Origin of the sequence: Chitinophaga rhizophila (assembly GCF_019492185.1) — a bacterium.
GTDB lineage: Bacteria > Bacteroidota > Bacteroidia > Chitinophagales > Chitinophagaceae > Chitinophaga > Chitinophaga rhizophila.
In genome coordinates this window covers 979,556-995,956 of the sequence record NZ_JAICCF010000004.1, presented here as the reverse complement: position 1 = coordinate 995,956, position 16,401 = coordinate 979,556, and the positions used below count along the sequence as shown (strand labels likewise).

General features: G+C 46.1%; 10 protein-coding genes. 3 read left to right on the top strand and 7 right to left on the bottom strand.

Translation table 11 applies throughout. The annotated features are described in order from the left end of the window. Positions 1 to 29 precede the first annotated feature (29 nt). Positions 30 to 428 carry a DUF4259 domain-containing protein gene (locus K1Y79_RS23505; RefSeq protein WP_220252638.1) on the top strand — a complete coding sequence of 133 codons (399 nt, stop codon included), beginning with the start codon at positions 30 to 32 and terminating at the stop codon, positions 426 to 428. A 100-nt stretch (positions 429 to 528) separates the two neighbouring features. Here K1Y79_RS23505 and K1Y79_RS23500 read toward each other — a convergent pair whose 3' ends face one another. Then, positions 529 to 1,791, bottom strand: a complete 1,263-nt coding sequence (locus K1Y79_RS23500) for a NupC/NupG family nucleoside CNT transporter (protein ID WP_220252637.1) — start codon at positions 1,789 to 1,791, stop codon at positions 529 to 531. Between the two features lie 213 nt (positions 1,792 to 2,004). Between K1Y79_RS23500 and K1Y79_RS23495 the strand changes: the two genes are divergently transcribed. Continuing rightward, on the top strand, positions 2,005 to 4,284 hold the full coding sequence (locus tag K1Y79_RS23495; protein ID WP_220252636.1) for a DUF7133 domain-containing protein: 2,280 nt from the start codon (positions 2,005 to 2,007) through the stop codon (positions 4,282 to 4,284). 5 nt (positions 4,285 to 4,289) lie between these two features. Here the strand turns inward: K1Y79_RS23495 and K1Y79_RS23490 are convergent, their stop codons facing one another. From K1Y79_RS23490 to K1Y79_RS23465, 6 genes are all read right to left on the bottom strand, one after another. Further along, positions 4,290 to 5,705 (bottom strand): sigma-54-dependent transcriptional regulator, encoded by a 1,416-nt coding sequence (locus tag K1Y79_RS23490; protein ID WP_220252635.1) that lies wholly within the window; start codon positions 5,703 to 5,705, stop codon positions 4,290 to 4,292. Positions 5,706 to 5,753: 48 nt separating this feature from the next. Then, positions 5,754 to 6,020 (bottom strand): RNA recognition motif domain-containing protein, encoded by a 267-nt coding sequence (locus tag K1Y79_RS23485; RefSeq protein WP_262903187.1) that lies wholly within the window; start codon positions 6,018 to 6,020, stop codon positions 5,754 to 5,756. A gap of 416 nt (positions 6,021 to 6,436) precedes the next feature. Beyond that, positions 6,437 to 7,840, bottom strand: coding sequence for a sigma-54-dependent transcriptional regulator (locus K1Y79_RS23480; RefSeq protein ID WP_220252633.1), 1,404 nt, complete (start codon positions 7,838 to 7,840; stop codon positions 6,437 to 6,439). Positions 7,841 to 8,935: 1,095 nt separating this feature from the next. Next, positions 8,936 to 9,475 (bottom strand): DUF192 domain-containing protein, encoded by a 540-nt coding sequence (locus tag K1Y79_RS23475; protein ID WP_220252632.1) that lies wholly within the window; start codon positions 9,473 to 9,475, stop codon positions 8,936 to 8,938. 13 nt (positions 9,476 to 9,488) lie between these two features. After that, positions 9,489 to 10,670: an aminofutalosine synthase MqnE gene (mqnE, locus tag K1Y79_RS23470; protein WP_236059783.1), complete on the bottom strand. Its 1,182-nt coding sequence runs from the start codon at positions 10,668 to 10,670 to the stop codon at positions 9,489 to 9,491. 5 nt (positions 10,671 to 10,675) lie between these two features. Next, complete coding sequence (locus tag K1Y79_RS23465; protein WP_220252631.1) at positions 10,676 to 12,730, bottom strand: M43 family zinc metalloprotease; 2,055 nt, start codon at positions 12,728 to 12,730, stop codon at positions 10,676 to 10,678. Positions 12,731 to 13,084: 354 nt separating this feature from the next. Here K1Y79_RS23465 and K1Y79_RS23460 point away from each other — a divergent pair, with 354 nt between their 5' ends. Next, positions 13,085 to 15,763: a T9SS type B sorting domain-containing protein gene (locus K1Y79_RS23460; RefSeq protein WP_220252630.1), complete on the top strand. Its 2,679-nt coding sequence runs from the start codon at positions 13,085 to 13,087 to the stop codon at positions 15,761 to 15,763. The last annotated feature ends 638 nt before the right edge of the window (positions 15,764 to 16,401 follow it).

Sequence of the window (16,401 nt, the reverse complement as noted above, 5' to 3'; positions counted from 1 at the left end):
CAATAAAGCAAACCAAAAAAATACATATCATGGGCACATGGGGTACCAGAAACTTCGAAAATGATGGCTCTCAAGACTGGGTATTTGAAATGATGGACAACAAAGATGGCGGCATGGTTGCCGACACGCTTCAGTTCTCCTTAAACAAGGATGGCGTACTGGATACATCCGAATGCGAAGACGCACTGGCCGCTGCTGAAGTAGTTGCAGCCCTCGCCGGTAAAGCAAGCGATGACTTTCCGGAAGATCCGCTGGATAACCTGGATTCACTCAACCTGCTGGCCACTCCGGCTCTCCGTAAACTGGCAGTAGCTGTTGTAGAAAAGATCCGCGTTACATCTGAAATGAAAGATGTAAGAACCGAAGAAGGACAGTATGAAAGCTGGGATGCTGTACTGGCTGACCTTGTTAAAAGATTAAGCATTTAAGCGTTTAGCTTAAACCAACTATAAAAGAGCTCCGCCTTATCCTCTTACCGGTACCCGGTAGAAGATAAGGCGGATTTTGTTGCTATATATATGTAATTACTTAAATGAGTATGCCGGCAATAGTAGCTGACAAATAAGAAGCCAGCGTACCGCAAAACAACGCCTTCAATCCCAGCGATGCCAGATCCGCACGTCTCTCCGGAGCTAACACACCTATACCACCAATCTGCATTCCTACACTGCTGAAGTTTGCAAAACCACACACTGCAATACTTACAATCAGCAGCCCCCTTTCTGTTACTACCGGAACAGTCTTATCAGTCAGGTTTTTAAACGCTATGAACTCATTGATTGTCAGCTTCTGTCCCAATAAGGTTGCTACACTATTTACATCTGTAGTAGGTACCCCCATTGCCCAGGCTATCGGGTAGAACAATTTCCCGAATATCCAGTTCAGACTTAACGTAAAATCCAGGTTGAACAATAAACCTATCTTTCCCAGTCCCCAGTCGAGGAATGCGATCAGCGCTATAAAGCCGATGATCATCGCAATTACGTTCATAGCTATCTTGAAGCCGTCGCCTGCACCATGTGTAATCGCATCGATCACATTCACATACTGGCTCTTAACCTCCAGTTTTACTTTGCCCATCGTTTGTGACTCCTCCGTTTCGGGGAATACAATCTTGGAAATCACCAATGCTCCGGGCGCTGCCATCAGGCTCGCTGTAATCAGCATAGGGGCGAGGTCCATACCTGCCGCCTTGCCCATATTGGAATATACTACCAGTATACCCCCAGCAATACACGCCAGACTACCGCTCATCGACGCCAGCAGTTCACTGCGTGTCATGTAAGGAAGGTAGGGTCTGATCATTACCTGGGCCTCAATCTGCCCTACAAATGCACTCGCCACATTACTCAATGCCTCCGCGCCGCTCACGCGCATAATCACGTTCATCGCTCTGGCAATAACCGCCACAATCCGCTGCATCACCCCATAGTGATACAGAATGGCTACCAACGAACAAACCAATATAATAGCTGCTGTGATGTTAAATGCAAATACAAACCCGCCATTCAGAAAGTTAACAACGGTGCCCGGCTTGGACTCTACTGCAATGCCCCCATATACGAAGGCCGCTCCCTGACGTGCAAAATCTTCCAGTTTACCCATCGCTTTACCCACTCCCTGGAAAAAGCGAAACACGAATCCTACCTTAAATATAAGTAAGGCAATCAATACCTGTAAGCCGATGCCACTGAGTACCAGCCTGAAATTGATCTTCTTCTTGTTGTTTGACACTAAATAAGCCAGCCCGAGAATAAATACTATCCCGATCAGTCCTTGGAAACGTCCCATAAGCGCGATAAAAGTGGTTGTAAACAACGAAGATAAAGAACAATTAGGAATTAGGACTTAGTAAATCAGAATTTGAACCCTCGCAGAAACAGATAGGCAAGAGGGTTAATTCTCAATTTGCAAATTTACTGTCTTCTTTACACGAATGGCTACCACTTTCCCTGTCCGACTCTTATATTTGCCCCATTCCTAATTCCTAATTTCTCATTCATCATGTATTCCAGGTTATATCTTCTAGCGATCGGCTTATGGCTCTCAGCATGTCACACAGATACAAGTAAGACGCCGGACAAACAATCTGACTCTCTGGCAATACGTGAAAAGTATGCTGTATCCGCTGTGCTGGATGCTACTACTGCTATTTCCCATATGGCGGTAGACAAAGGCCTGGAAGTACAACTCGTCGCCGCCGAACCGTTAGTTACTGTTCCGGTGGCCATGACATTTGACGAAAAAGGACGTATGTGGGTTGTCGAGATGACGGGTTATATGCCTGATACGCTGGGAACAGGAGAAGATATACCCAATGGCAAAATTGTGATACTGGAAGATACCAATCAGGATGGGAAAGCAGATAAACGTACTGTATTCATGGATTCCCTCGTGCTGCCAAGGGCTATCTGCCTGGTAGAAAATGGTATCCTGGTGGCAGAACCGCCCAGACTCTGGTTCGTGGAAATCAACAATGACCAGCCAGGTAAACGGACCCTGGTGGATAACAAATACACAGAAGGCGGTAATGTAGAGCATCAGCCCAACGGACTACTACGCGCTGTAGATAACTGGATATATAATGCCAAGTCTGATAAACGCTATCGCAGAGTTGGAGACAAATGGCTAAAACAGCAGACTCACTTCCGCGGACAGTGGGGGATTTCCCAGGATAACTTCGGCAGACTTTATTACAATAACAACTCTGAAAATGTAATCGGTGATTACTTCCCTCCAGGACTTGGCGCTAATAACACCGAACAGAAAAATGTGTCAGGCTATGATGAGAAGATCGTACCTGATAACCGGGTATATCCTGCCAGGGCAACTACCGGTGTCAACAGGGGATATATGAAAGGTACGCTCAATGACAGCCTCCGCCTCGTCAAAATGACTGCTGCCTGTAGTCCATTGGTATACCGTGGCGGCCTCCTCGGGAAAGACTTAGACAATAACATCTTCGTGGCTGAACCTTCCGCCAACCTCATTAAAAGGAATATCGTCAAAGACAGCGGATACATCGTAAAAGGCCATCAGGCTTATCCAAATAAAGAATTTCTGTCCAGTACAGACGAGCGCTTCAGACCTGTAAGTCTATACGACGGTCCCGATGGGGCTTTATATATTGTCGATATGTACCGGGGTATCATCCAGCATAAGACCTACCTGACGCCCTATCTGAAGAATGAAATAAAGAGCCGTAACCTCACTAACCCCCTGAACTGCGGACGTATATACCGGATTGTACCCGCCGGCACACACCCTTTACCGGTAAAAATCGACAACAACCCGGCTGTATTGCTGGCATTACTTAGCAACAACAATGGCTGGCTCAGAGATAAAGCGCAGCAGATGATAATAGATCACCGGCATATATCGCTGGTTCCGGCTTTACGTTCGTTATTGCAACAGAAAGATAGCCTGTACGCACAGATTCATGCGCTCTGGACGCTGGAAGGTCTTGGTGCATTACAGTTGTCAGACGTGATGGTATTGCTGCGGCAGGCAAATCCCTACTTACAGGCTCAGGGCCTGGCGGCTTTGCCATCTGTCATCAATGTTGCCAATGGTAAAGAGGCAATAGATGAACTGGCCCGTATGGAAGAAAACGTGTTCCTGGCACCTTATGTAGCGCTACTACTGCCTGCTTTACCGCCTCAGCTATATAAAGATGCGGAGCCACTGAAGAAGCAGCTGATGACCAGATATCCCAATGATCCATATGTTGCTGATGCGGTGATTGCGGCTATGGCAGGTAAAGAAACCCAGTTGCAGCAGCAGCTGAAAAGTTTGAACCCGGATACAACGCTGGTCCTGGCTAAACGATTGAAACGTGTGATGAAGGATATAGAGAATCACAGAAAGGCTAGTATGGATGAAAGTCTGCAGAAGACTTATCCCAGAGGGGCCATGTTATTTAAGACTGTGTGCCAGACCTGCCATGGTGCAGATGGAGATGGTATACAGTCACTCGCGCCTCCGCTGAATCAGTCAGAAATAGTAACGGGAGATAAGTATAGGCTGACGGCCATCGTATTATTCGGACTTACCGGGCCGGTAACTGTTGCCGGCAAACACTATAAAGCGCCTGAGATCAGTGGCGACATGCCAGGTATTGGCAGTAACGACGAGTTTTCAGATAAGGATATTGCGGAAGTAATCAGTTATATCCGGGGGGCATGGAGCAACCGCGCCGGCAAAGTAACAGAAAAAGATATCCAGGATGTCAGGAAACGTTATAAGGGCAGACAGAAGTCATTTACAATGGCTGAGCTGCAATAGCCAGACTATAATAATATATTAAGCGACTGAAGTTTATTATATAACGTCTTACGGTCTATATTCATCGCCCTGGCGGCGGCCGATTTGTTGTACCGCACCTTCTGTAATACGGAGATGATCTTGTTGTACTCAGCTAACCTGGAAGCCTCTTTAAGGTTGACGTTATGGTCAAACGGGGCTTCCTGTACAGCCACAGGTGCCAGCGCTTTCTCCTGCATCTCCTCCGGCAGGTGGCGACATGAAATGATCTCGCCCGATCCAGCCAGCAGACACAGACGCCTGATAACATTTTTAAGTTCTCTGATATTTCCAGGCCATGGGTATCTATAAAGTGCTTCCAGCAGCTCTTCCTGGAAGTCGCCGCATGTCTTACTCAGCTCCTGTTCTACCATCTGCTTGAAAAGCTGCGTAAAAAGCGGCATGTCTTCCTGCCGTTCCCGTAACGGAGGAACATTTACCGTAAACTCATTCAGGCGGTAATACAGGTCTTCCCGGAATTTACCGGTCAGTACATTCTGTTGAAGATCTTCATTAGAAGCAACGATGATACGGATATCTACCCGGATTTCCTGGGTACTTCCAACCGCTCTCACAAGCCTTTCCTGGATCGCACGGAGCAGGGTAGTTTGCACATCATGCGTAAGATTACCTATTTCATCCAGAAAGAGGGTACCGCCATTTGCTTCGACAAAAGCGCCGGTTTTAGCGGCTATTGCTCCTGTAAATGCGCCTTTTTCATGACCAAACAGCTCGCTGGATCCCAGTTCTCTGGATAGGCAGCCGCAGTCTATAGCTATAAAAGGTTTGTCTTTGCGTTTACTCTGACTGTGGATGAGGTGAGCCACCGACTCTTTGCCGGTACCGGTTTCTCCCATAATGATGACGCTGTAATCTGTCGAGGCTATCAGTCTGATCTGCTCATGCAGGTCTTTGGACGCCCGGCTGTCTCCATATATGAAAGTATTAACGGGTGCTTTTTTCACTACCGGATGAGGGGCAGGTGCTGCAGGAGGGAAGTTGGAAGGAAGTGAGGGGGTAGATGCAGCAGCTGTCTGCTGCCGCATCAATGTCTTTTTAGCCAATAGTACCAGCTGGCCCGCGTTAAATGGTTTACTTACATAATCCGAAATACCGCTTTTGATCAGCTGTATCGCAATTCTTACATCCGGATACCCGGTCATGATGATCACGCTGGTAGAAGGATGTTCCTCCGATACTTTACGCGCGATCATACTGCCATCAATCTCCTTGTCTTTTAACCGGTAGTCGCAGAAAACAAGATCAAAAGACCTTTCTTTCATCATTTTCAACGCGTTAGCGCCGGAAAGGCTGTATTCCACATGATACCCTTCTTTGCCGAGTATGGTGGACAGCAGCGTACAGATATTGATTTCGTCATCTATGACAAGGATCGATTGCATATGTGCGGATTATGAGGTAAACAATAGAAGAAGCGGAAACGGAAACTATTAGTAACGTCTGTCGCTAGGTCTTGGCGCACGCTCACGCGCTACAGAAACGTTTACAGGGCGACCATTGATCTCCTGTCTGTCCATACCGCTGATAGCTTTCTGTCCTTCCTCTTCTTCCATATCAATGAAAGCGAAACCTCTCGAACTGCCGGTATATTTATCTCTGATGACTTTGCATGAAATGATGCTGCCAAATGGAGAAAAAGAGGCGTACAGATCATCTTCGTTTATATTGGACATAAGATTTGATACGTAAAGTGTCATGTTGATTAATTTATAAAATTGAATAATTAAGTGCTTTGAGTTTGGGCTGCTGTAATGTATAAGCAACCTTGTTCAATGAACAATGTCAGATATCAGCGGGCTATAAAAAAGATCGAAAGATCATAATATGACTCGATTAAATGACTGGGGTAGGAATGAATAGAAGAGAAATAAAAGCAAAACCTGAAACAATACGACTGCGAAGATGAAGAAAAGAAGAGCATTGGCGCAGTCCATGAGAAAGATTAAATTTCTATGACTTCACCAAAGGTATCAAATATATATGTTAAACCTATCAGCTGCCCAAAATAAAAGCAACTGCCTTTCTACCCTTGTAAAAAGAGAATCAGGTAATTAGCATACAGCTGCTTTCAGCATAAATAGCTGTGGCGCTGTCCTGTTCCGGCTGGCCGGACCTATAATAAGATATTGAGGGTATGGAGTTTATTATAAAGTGTTTTCCGGTCTATGTTCATCAATCTCGCTGCCTCAGACTTGTTAAATCTTACCTGCTGCAGCACATCAAGGATCTTCTTATATTCTGCCTGACGCGAGACATTTTTAAGGTCTGCCTCATTACCCGGTATAAAACTACTGCTTTGCAGCTGCGCCGGTTGTAGTTCTTCGGGCAGATGTGCCGTGGTAACAGGGGCATTGTCGGTAGACAACAGATATAGTCTGCGCATGACATTCTTCAGCTCCCGGATATTCCCCGGCCAGGCATAATGACAAAACACCTGGTATACTTCCTCCGTGATATCTCCGCAGCTTCTTCCTAACTCTGTCTCCACCAGTTGCTTGAATGCCGCTACAAATAATGGCAGATCTTCTGTGCGCTGCCGCAATGAAGGAACATTAACGGTAAATTCATTGAGCCGGTAATACAGATCGTCCCGGAAACGCCCGTTGAGTACCGCCTGTTGCAGGTCTTCATTAGAGGCTACAACGATCCGGATATCCACCGGTATTTCTTTCGTCGTACCTACCGGCCTGACCACCCTTTCCTGGATCACCCGTAGAAGAGTAGTCTGCACATCGTAAGACAGGTTACCGATTTCGTCGAGGAATAATGTGCCCCCTTCCGCCTCCTGGAATGCACCGATCTTGGCCTGTATTGCGCCTGTGAATGCACCTTTCTCGTGTCCGAACAATTCACTGGTAGCCAGTTCTCTTGACAGACTACCACAATCAATAGCTACGAAAGGCTTGTTCTTACGTTTACTTTGGGTATGTATCAGATGCGCAACAGACTCTTTACCCGTCCCGGTTTCTCCGAGAATAACGACACTATAATCGGTTGGCGCAATCAGTTTAATCTGCACATGTAATTCCCTGGATGCATTGCTGTTGCCATAAACGAACTGGCTAAGCTGCCCCTTGGGAGACACCAGCGTAGATACAGGCGTTTCTGCCGGAGGGGTATGTTCAATACTTTTTTCTTTGGATGAGAGGGTCTGATGCAATATCACCTTTTGCGCCAGCAGAATAACCTGCGTCGCACTCAATGGCTTCACCACATAATCGTAGATGCCTTGTTTGATCAGCTGAATGGCAATTCTTACATCAGGATAGCCGGTCATGACAATGACACCGGTCGCCGGACTTAATTCCCGGATCTTCAGAGAGAGCACACTGCCGTCTATTTCTTTGTCTTTAAGGCGGTAATCACAAAATACAGCATCATAGGTCTTATCTTTCAGCATCTTCAGGGCACCGGTACCCGACACACTATGGTCAACTTCATACCCTTCTTTACTGAGAATTTTAGTCAGCAAGGTGCAGATCTGGATCTCATCATCGACAATCAGGATAGTTTTCACGTGTTAAGATTAAGAGATGAATAATATAAGTTCCTTAAAGAGATACGAACATTATTACTTAAACTAAGTAGTGACTGTTGGCTCGGGATAAATGGGGAGGAAGGTGTTGGTATATTATCAGACGGCCAATAAAGTTTGCATTTGTTGGCAGCCTTTCAGACGGTGTCAGATGTTATGGCTGCCATAAAGGTATCGAAATATTGTGTCTAACCAAAAAGAATTGAGCCTCCATTCCACGTTCATTTTCAAGGCCATATAAACATCTGTCATATCATTTGCGTATTCATTTTCACTTGTTGGACGCGGTAAGCTTTTAGGCCCGTTATCAACAAACAGCCAGCTGTAAGTAATTGTTCAATCTGTAGGTGCTCAATGTACCCTAAAACCGTCTATTTGCTTCATGCGTCACTATAGATAATTAATGGTAAGTGATTAAAAATCAATATTTAGTAAAAAATATCTTATAGTGTGTATTAGGTCGTCATTTTCGTACTAATTATAAGTCGGAAACGATAGTTTCGCCCGCCGCTCCCACTCAATTTGTCATCAATTTTCAGGTAAACATCCCTGCCACTTCATCTTGAAAGGCGGTTATTTTCTTCACTTTGACAGGATCTGGTATCGTCTTATCTTTTACATGATCCCATCATTATAAGGTCACTAAGAGGTCACTTGAATATCCCCGGGATATTCAAGTGACCTCTTAGTGACCTTATAGTGTAGTGTAAATATGCCTATCAAGACGACACCTTACCATATCCCGGAGGGCGAAATGCCGGCAATAGATATTAGCAGCTAAATGAAAGGAACAGCTTAGGAATGGGAGATCAGGTGTTGTTAAAACAAAAAAACCGCCCCGGTTACCCGGAACGGTTCAATATATTATATAAGTAGCCTGTTTATTCAATCAACAGTATAACTGTTATAAAAGGATGCCAGTCGGCACTGCTCATCCACAGTTATCCCTTTCTGTTTAAGTGGCCGGCTGTTTCATATTACAGCACCTGTACTTCCTGTTGTTTTCAATTTGCACTCCGATAGCAGCTGTCATACAAAAGGCTTTTAGTTGTCGGCGGATGCCCGCGTCAGACTACCTTAATCTTCACGCTTCGTGTATGCAATTTTGTCGCCATATGCTACATGATACTTATCGCAGAATCCAGCATTTACCTCCAGTGCATATTGCGCTTTTTTGAAAGACGGGAGGCTTTCCTCTGATAATGGCGTTGTATACTTCTGGACGGAGATAATCTCTTTCTGTTCATTCAGATAGATGATATCCAGAGAAATGTAAGTGTTCTTCATCCAGAAGGACTGTTCTTCTGCTGCCGGAAAGATGAACAGCATACCTTGCGAATCCTGCATAGACCGACGGTTCATCAGTCCATTGGCGCGTTCTTCGTCAGTATCTGCAAATTCAATATCAATCTGCCGTATAGTGTCGTTATTTACCTTACTGAGGAAGTACAGTACACCTTCTTTTTTGAAAGGAGGGCCGCTATCAGCAGTGGCACTGATGGTATTCCCGTCGGAGCCACTATTACTGTTTGCTGCCGGCTGACTGTTTTTGGTATGACAGCCGGTTACATAAAGAATGAGTCCTGCATTGAATATAAACCATCGTGACACTGCCATAAGACACTTGTTTTTAACGGGCCATCAATTCCTCTTCGGAGAATACGACATCCGTATAATCTTTGATTTCATTATACACGGTATCTCTTTCTACTGGTCTTCTGCCTGCCTGTTTGATCAGCATAGCCAGTTGCGCTGTATTCATGGAAGGATTTTGTTCCTCTGCACCAGCCATGGAGTAGATCTTGGTAGTATCATCAATAGTACCATCCAGGTCATTTACACCAAAGGACAGGGTCAGTTGTGCGGTATTTCTACCCAGCATCGGCCAGTAGGCTTTCAGGTGGGGGAAGTTATCCATGTATAGACGGGCAATAGCGTATAATCTTAGGTCTTCCACTACAGAAACCTCCGGAATATGAGACATTTCGTTGTCTCCGTTGCGGAATTTCAGTGGAATAAAGGTGTTGAAACCCCTGGTCTGGTCCTGCAGACTGCGTAAACGCTCCATATGATCTACACGGTGCCAGAACTCTTCCAGGTGACCGTACAGCATAGTTGCATTCGTGTGCATACCCAAGAGGTGAGCTGTTTTGTGGATGTGCAGCCAGCCATCCGCATCTACCTTGTCATGACAGATCTTGGCACGGATATCAGGGTGGAAGATCTCTGCACCACCGCCTGGCATGGATTGCAGTCCGGCGTCGTGCAGGATGCGCATACCTTCTTCTACGCTTACTTTGGCTTTGCGGAACATATAGTCCAGCTCTACTGCGGTAAAACCTTTCAGATGCAGATCAGGGCGATGCGCTCTTATCTTCTGAAGCAGCTCTACGAAGAAGTCCAGGTTCATCTTAGGGTGTACACCTCCAACGATGTGTACCTCTGTAACGGGTTGACCGTCATACTTCTTTACAATATCGAGCATCTGATCGATACTGAGTTCCCAGCCTTCTTCCCGGTTCTTGTATAATTTGGAGTAGGAGCAGAATCTGCATGTAAAAACACAGACGTTGGTAGGCTCTATATGGAAGTTCCGGTTGAAATAGGTTTTGTCACCATGCAAGCGAACTCTCACAGCATTGGCAAGGGCGCCCACGAATCCAAGCTCTCCTTTTTCAAATAAAAGCAAACCATCTTCCGGCGTTAGTCTTTCTGCTGATAATACTTTCTCACCAATGGTTTTCAACCCTTTATCCAATCTTGTGTCCTGTAACAGCGTTGCTATCGCAGGATGGTCATTTCTGGTCGTCATCTCGCTTAATTCACTTTAGTTATCTTAATAGTCTTGACGTTATTCCTGTATATTAATTTTACAAAATAAATACCATTTGGCTCATTTACCAAATCAAAGATAAAACGGTTGCTATTGTTGATTGATGAGCCAGGCTGTCTTGCGACCAGTTGTCCGGCAGTATTAAAGATGGCTATGAAGTCGAGATCGTTAGGTACCTCAAGGAAGGTGATGTATAATTGATTGGATGTAGGAACCGGCCCTATTACCACTCCTTTTTCCTTCAGATAAGGGAGGGTGTTCTTCGTAACGATATTGATGTTATCCAGGTAGATATTGTTCTCAGCATTACTGATATTTCTGAATACGACTCTGAAACGTCCTTTTTTGATAATGGGAGTAAGGTTGATAGAGTCTCTGCGCCACTCGGAGGCTGTAGGTATATAGTCTGTGGTAACTGGCTGTCTGCGGGTAAGGAGAGATTCGCCTCCTTTCTTATAGAGGCTGTCGAAGGTTACACCGCAGTCAGACGTGGTCAGTACCTGCAGGCTATCCCACACGGTATTCGATCCGTTCAGATTGGAGTAGGCTGCCGCTGCGACATCAAAGAACAGGAAGACAGAGTCTTTACCTGTAGGATCGAAGGTAGGCGTCAGTATATCATCAATAGCATCGTTGGTATTATAGGCCAGGTTGCGCATCACAATAGATTTGCTGCCTGATTTGGCTGCGTCGGAGGTCTGTTCCCAGCTAAAGCTGTTATCATAGTTTTTGATTTCCCAGCCTTCCGGAGGGAAGGTGTTGCCTTCAAAGCCTTCTGTATATGGGGCGATAGCGTCTCTGTAGTATTGAAAGGCTGACCAGGCCGTGTCATTGGAAGGATCTCCGTCCGTCTCTATATTATTAGGAGAACCGGTATAGGCCTTCAGCAGATGGAGGCCTTCACCTGGCGTGCTGCCCGGAAGGCTCAGTGTATCATTCTTTAATGCCGCGAGGTTACCCGTCCAGTTGTAGGTAAGAACTGGTCCGTTATCCACTGTGTAATAGATCTTTACGGCAGTCAGTCTGTTCTTGCCCTGGTTTTTCAGGACAATGCGCGGTACGATATTGTTCTCACATATCTGTCCGGCAGGAGACAGTACCGTCAGCACAGAGGCATCATTCTCCTGCAGGTTTACCGGCGTACACGCGTCAGAAAAGAGGAGGGAAGATCTGTCATTCTCAAGGGTGAGGCGCATTCTGTCTACCTGATCGGAGGTAAACAGCAGCATACAGGCATCATCAGAGTAGTCCATGAAGTTGTTAAACATGATACCCGGTGAGTCAACCGTACATCTGTCAGTAAGTGGGAACCGCGGACAATTATAGGTGAACGTACCTTGAAGGGGGGTATCGTCTATACCATCATCGGCAGCGCAGGCAGATTCATCACCCCAGATGTGGCGCAGGGAAAAGAAGTGTCCTATCTCATGTACAGTAGTACGGCCTACATTGAAAGGTGCAACAGCGCTTCCGGTAGTGCCGAAGGCAGTATGTGTGATGACAACACCCTGTTCATCTCCGGCAAAGCCATCCGGGAAGGTAGCGATACCCAGGTAATTATCAGACAGGGTACATACCCATATATTAAGGTAATTAGCCGGGTTCCAGGATTCTATGCCACCGGTAGCAGCGTGTTTCACTGAGGAGGCAGAATTGGAGATAGAGAAAGAGGTACGGTTGGTGGTAATTCTTTCGATACCATTGGTAGGATTGTTATCGGGAGTTCGCTGAGCGAGGCAGAACTGTATGTTAGCCTGGCCGAGTCTTGCCCGCCATGCCGCAGGGAGGTTAGCGATGTCTGGAGCGCTGGCCGCATAGTCCCGGTTAAGGGCATCTATCTGTGACTGGACCTGTGCGTCAGTTACCTGTTCAGGATTTCTTAATACGATATGTACAACAACGGGTATTGTTACAACCGGATATGTGGTACGGGACTGCGCCCTTAATTGTTTAACAGAACGGGTCATCTCCTGCAATACATTCTCTTTTCGGTCACGTACTTTCTGAAATGCCGGGTGCTCAGCTATAAATTGTTGCATAGCTTCTTCTGTACCGCATTTACGTTGGCCTGATGCTGGTATAACATAGAGGAGGACGAGGATAAAAAGGGTAAAATTGCGCAAGGTTCTAGTTTGAAAGGTAAATTACTGCTTGTCAGCTTATTTTTATTGAAAAGGTACGATGTTATAATTATTTGGATGTTACGAATCTGAAAAAGTGTCGAGACCTACTAATATGAGATATCTCAAATTAAATATCATTCCTTAACTTACCGGCATAATTTTGCCAGCTTCCTATCAGATAAACGCATTTTAGACAATTTTCTTATTGGCCGTTAGACCCAAACCCCTCCGGCAGGTTTATTTGATTATTTAGGTTTTTTCGACTTTTCTATGCGACGACTTTTCATGCAGGTCTGCGTGTTGTTTACCCTACTCCGCGGTTTACCGGTATTGGCGCAACAAGCAGCTTTTACAGCCCCTGACACCGTATGTGTCAACGAACCCGTTAACCTCACTAATACATCTGCGGGTGGTACATCTTATTATTGGAACTTCTGTTCAGGAGAACTTTATCAGCCTCCTTCAGGCGAGAATCTTGGTAATTTCAATGGTATGCTGAATGTTCCCGTCTTCATCGAGATAGCAAAAGATGGCCAGAATTATTACGGCTTTGTAACGACAAATGCACAAAGCCTTGTACGTCTTAACTTCGGGAATAGCCTGCTCAACGCCCCCACGTCAGAAGACCTGGGCAATTTCGGCGGACAGCTTCCACCGCTTACAGAGGGACTCCAGATTGTGGAGGATGCCCATGGGTGGCACATGGTAGTAGTTGGTGGTAACGCCGGTTCTGGCAATCCTAGTGTGGCAGTACTGTATTTTGGTACCAGTCTGGCTAATACCCCGATCTGTACGAACAGGGGAGGACCTGGAGCAATGGCCTATCCTACGGATATCTACACATTCGAGGAAGATGGCAATTATTATGCTTTTACGACCAATGCCGAAAGCAGTACAATTACCCGGTTAAACTTTGGTAGTTCACTGGCGAATGTGCCTACCGGCGTTAATCTTGGTAACCTGGGTAACCTCGATTTCCCCACTGGTCTTTTTGTGCTTAATAACAATGACAGCTGGTATATGTTTGTTACTAATAGTGAGGGTAATACTATCACCCGTCTTGATTTTGGTAATTCTTTACTGAATACCCCTACGGCAGTGAACCTGGGTAATGTGGGTGGTTTATTGAACCGGCCACGTGACATCCATGTAGTGAATGATTGTAACGGCGTATTCGGACTGGTAGCCAACGGGGATGGAGATGATATTCTACGTCTGAACTTCGACGGAGGCAGTATTACAGGTGCAGTTACCGCCACTTCTTATGGTAATACCAGTAGCGCATTGAGGTATCCTCATGGCTTTTCCGGAGTATTCCGCGTCGGCGATGACCTGGTAACTTTTGTGCCGAATGCGTTTAATAATACAGTAGTCAGGCTGAAGTTCAGCGCCTGCACCGGCAAGATCCCTTCTTCTATACAGAATACTCCGCCAACATACAGATATACGCAACCAGGTACATACACAATAGATATGGTGATGGATGAGGGTACACCGTACCAGCGGGCTGCTTGTCAGCAGATAGTAGTAGTACCGCCGCCCGTCGTAAATCTGGGAACAGGACCGCTGTACAGTTGTAATGGCGTACCTGTAGTATTGGATGCAGGCAATGGTTTCAGTACTTATGAGTGGTCAGATCGCTCCGGTGGTAAAACCCATAACGTTGATACCAGTGGAAGATATTCGGTAACTGTTACCAACGGCGGCGGTTGTGCAGCCAGAAGTGATATTGATGTAAGAATCAGTAAGCCAATAAACCCTGCTTTCGACATCACGAAGATAGATTGTCAGAACAGAGACGGACAGGTAATGATAAAGCCGGCGGGAGGTATACCACCGTTTACCTACACGTTGAATGGCACCGATACCAGCAGATTCAGCACCTACCGGCAGTTGCATGCAGGCACATATAACATTGGAGTGATCGACTCTATCGGTTGTGCCGTATCTGACCTGGTCGATATTACTGTGGATCCGAATACCTACTTTGACTTTGTTGTTGCGGCAGCAGGGCCCACCTGTAACGGGCTTTCTGATGGTGAGATCAAAGTGACAGCAACAGGCGGTCTACCACCATTCCAGTTTGCGCTGGGAGATGGTCCATATCAGACAGGCAACGATTTCCAGGATATTCCCGAAGGGACTTACACTATTTACGGAAAAGCAGGGGGCTGTATTGATAGTACCGAAGTCACCATTGTAGCACCAGCCGCCGTTACATTGGACATCACCGCCGGACATGAGACCTGCGGTATACAGAATGGCTCGCTGAAGCTGACCGGGACAGGCGGTACCACACCTTATTCTTATGAGGTCAATGGCGAGCCTGTAACCTCCGCCGATGTGAGAAATCTGCAGGCAGGAGACTACGCCGCTACCATTACAGATGCCAATGGCTGTACCGCCAGTGACGCTGTAACGCTCAATAACGTGGATGTTCCTCCCGTTAGAATTACAAACCACGATACTACTATCGCACTGGGAGAAAAGATAGAACTGCATGCCATCAATGCAGTTGACTATTTCTGGCATCCGGGCGGTGGACTGAGTTGTACGGATTGTCCGACCACGATTGCACAACCGACGGAGAGTACGACCTATGTTGTCTTTACGATGAATGGATTAAACTGTATCAAATCAGATACTGTGACAGTATATGTAGATAAGCGGCATTCGTTGTTTATCCCCACCGCCTTTTCGCCTAACAGAGATGGAATTAATGACATCTTTCGGGTAAAAGGGCAGGGGCTGGCCACGTTTAATATGCATATCTATAACCGCTGGGGTGAGTTGATATTCAGAACCAGCGACTTACGCCAGGGATGGGATGGTACCTTCACTGAGAAGCAGCAGCCTGCAGGTAATTATGTGTACCAGATTACTTACACCTTCCTCGAGGATTCCGGCACGACACGTGAGCAGAAAGGAGCGCTTACACTAGTAAGGTAGCGAGTCCTGAATGAAGTATATATATTAAACAAGCTGCCCGGAAGGTATTATTCTTCCGGGCAGCTTGTTTTAATGATGGTATGGTAAAGGTATTGGTGTCACTATCGGGTGGTAGTTTTCTATGTTATATGAAGAGCCCTTTCTACAATGCTAACGGACGACTGTTGTTGCTTTGTGGAGCCAGACGGAATGATGGCTATTGCCGATTGGCTATTATATTTTGTCCGCTGGTGATGGAGGCCGTGTTTTATATTATTAAGGTGTTAGCGTGGAGGCGGTGACGGTCGTTTATGCTAGACGTACGGTGCATGTATCCTATTGACGGACTATTGGTGGAAGAGCTATTTGACGTCCTTCCAGTGTTGGGTAGGACGCGGAATTGGTTGAATGTAGGGAAGTGGTAGTTGCCGGCGGCCTGAGTACTAGCGGTGATCAGGGCTTAACCTTATATTATTACAGTATATAAGTAACGGGAGCGTTGTGTGCTTTTGTGGGTGATGTCATATTGAAGAGCTACTGATGGAATAAGGATTCGACGTCCTTCTAATGTCGGATAGGATTGGGAATTGGTTAACTGTAAGGAAGTGTTAGTTGCCGGCGGCCTGTGTAATAGCGGTGGTCAAGGCTTAACCTTATAT

Excerpts from the sequence above, each read along its gene's own strand:
- K1Y79_RS23505 (WP_220252638.1), top strand. The coding sequence starts at position 30 with ATGGGCACATGGGGTACCAGAAACTTCGAAAATGATGGCTCTCAAGAC.
- K1Y79_RS23500 (WP_220252637.1), bottom strand. The coding sequence starts at position 1,791 with ATGGGACGTTTCCAAGGACTGATCGGGATAGTATTTATTCTCGGGCTG.
- K1Y79_RS23495 (WP_220252636.1), top strand. The coding sequence starts at position 2,005 with ATGTATTCCAGGTTATATCTTCTAGCGATCGGCTTATGGCTCTCAGCA.
- K1Y79_RS23490 (WP_220252635.1), bottom strand. The coding sequence starts at position 5,705 with ATGCAATCGATCCTTGTCATAGATGACGAAATCAATATCTGTACGCTG.
- K1Y79_RS23485 (WP_262903187.1), bottom strand. The coding sequence starts at position 6,020 with ATGACACTTTACGTATCAAATCTTATGTCCAATATAAACGAAGATGAT.
- K1Y79_RS23475 (WP_220252632.1), bottom strand. The coding sequence starts at position 9,475 with ATGGCAGTGTCACGATGGTTTATATTCAATGCAGGACTCATTCTTTAT.
- mqnE (WP_236059783.1), bottom strand. The coding sequence starts at position 10,670 with ATGACGACCAGAAATGACCATCCTGCGATAGCAACGCTGTTACAGGAC.
- K1Y79_RS23465 (WP_220252631.1), bottom strand. The coding sequence starts at position 12,730 with ATGCAACAATTTATAGCTGAGCACCCGGCATTTCAGAAAGTACGTGAC.
- K1Y79_RS23460 (WP_220252630.1), top strand. The coding sequence starts at position 13,085 with ATGCGACGACTTTTCATGCAGGTCTGCGTGTTGTTTACCCTACTCCGC.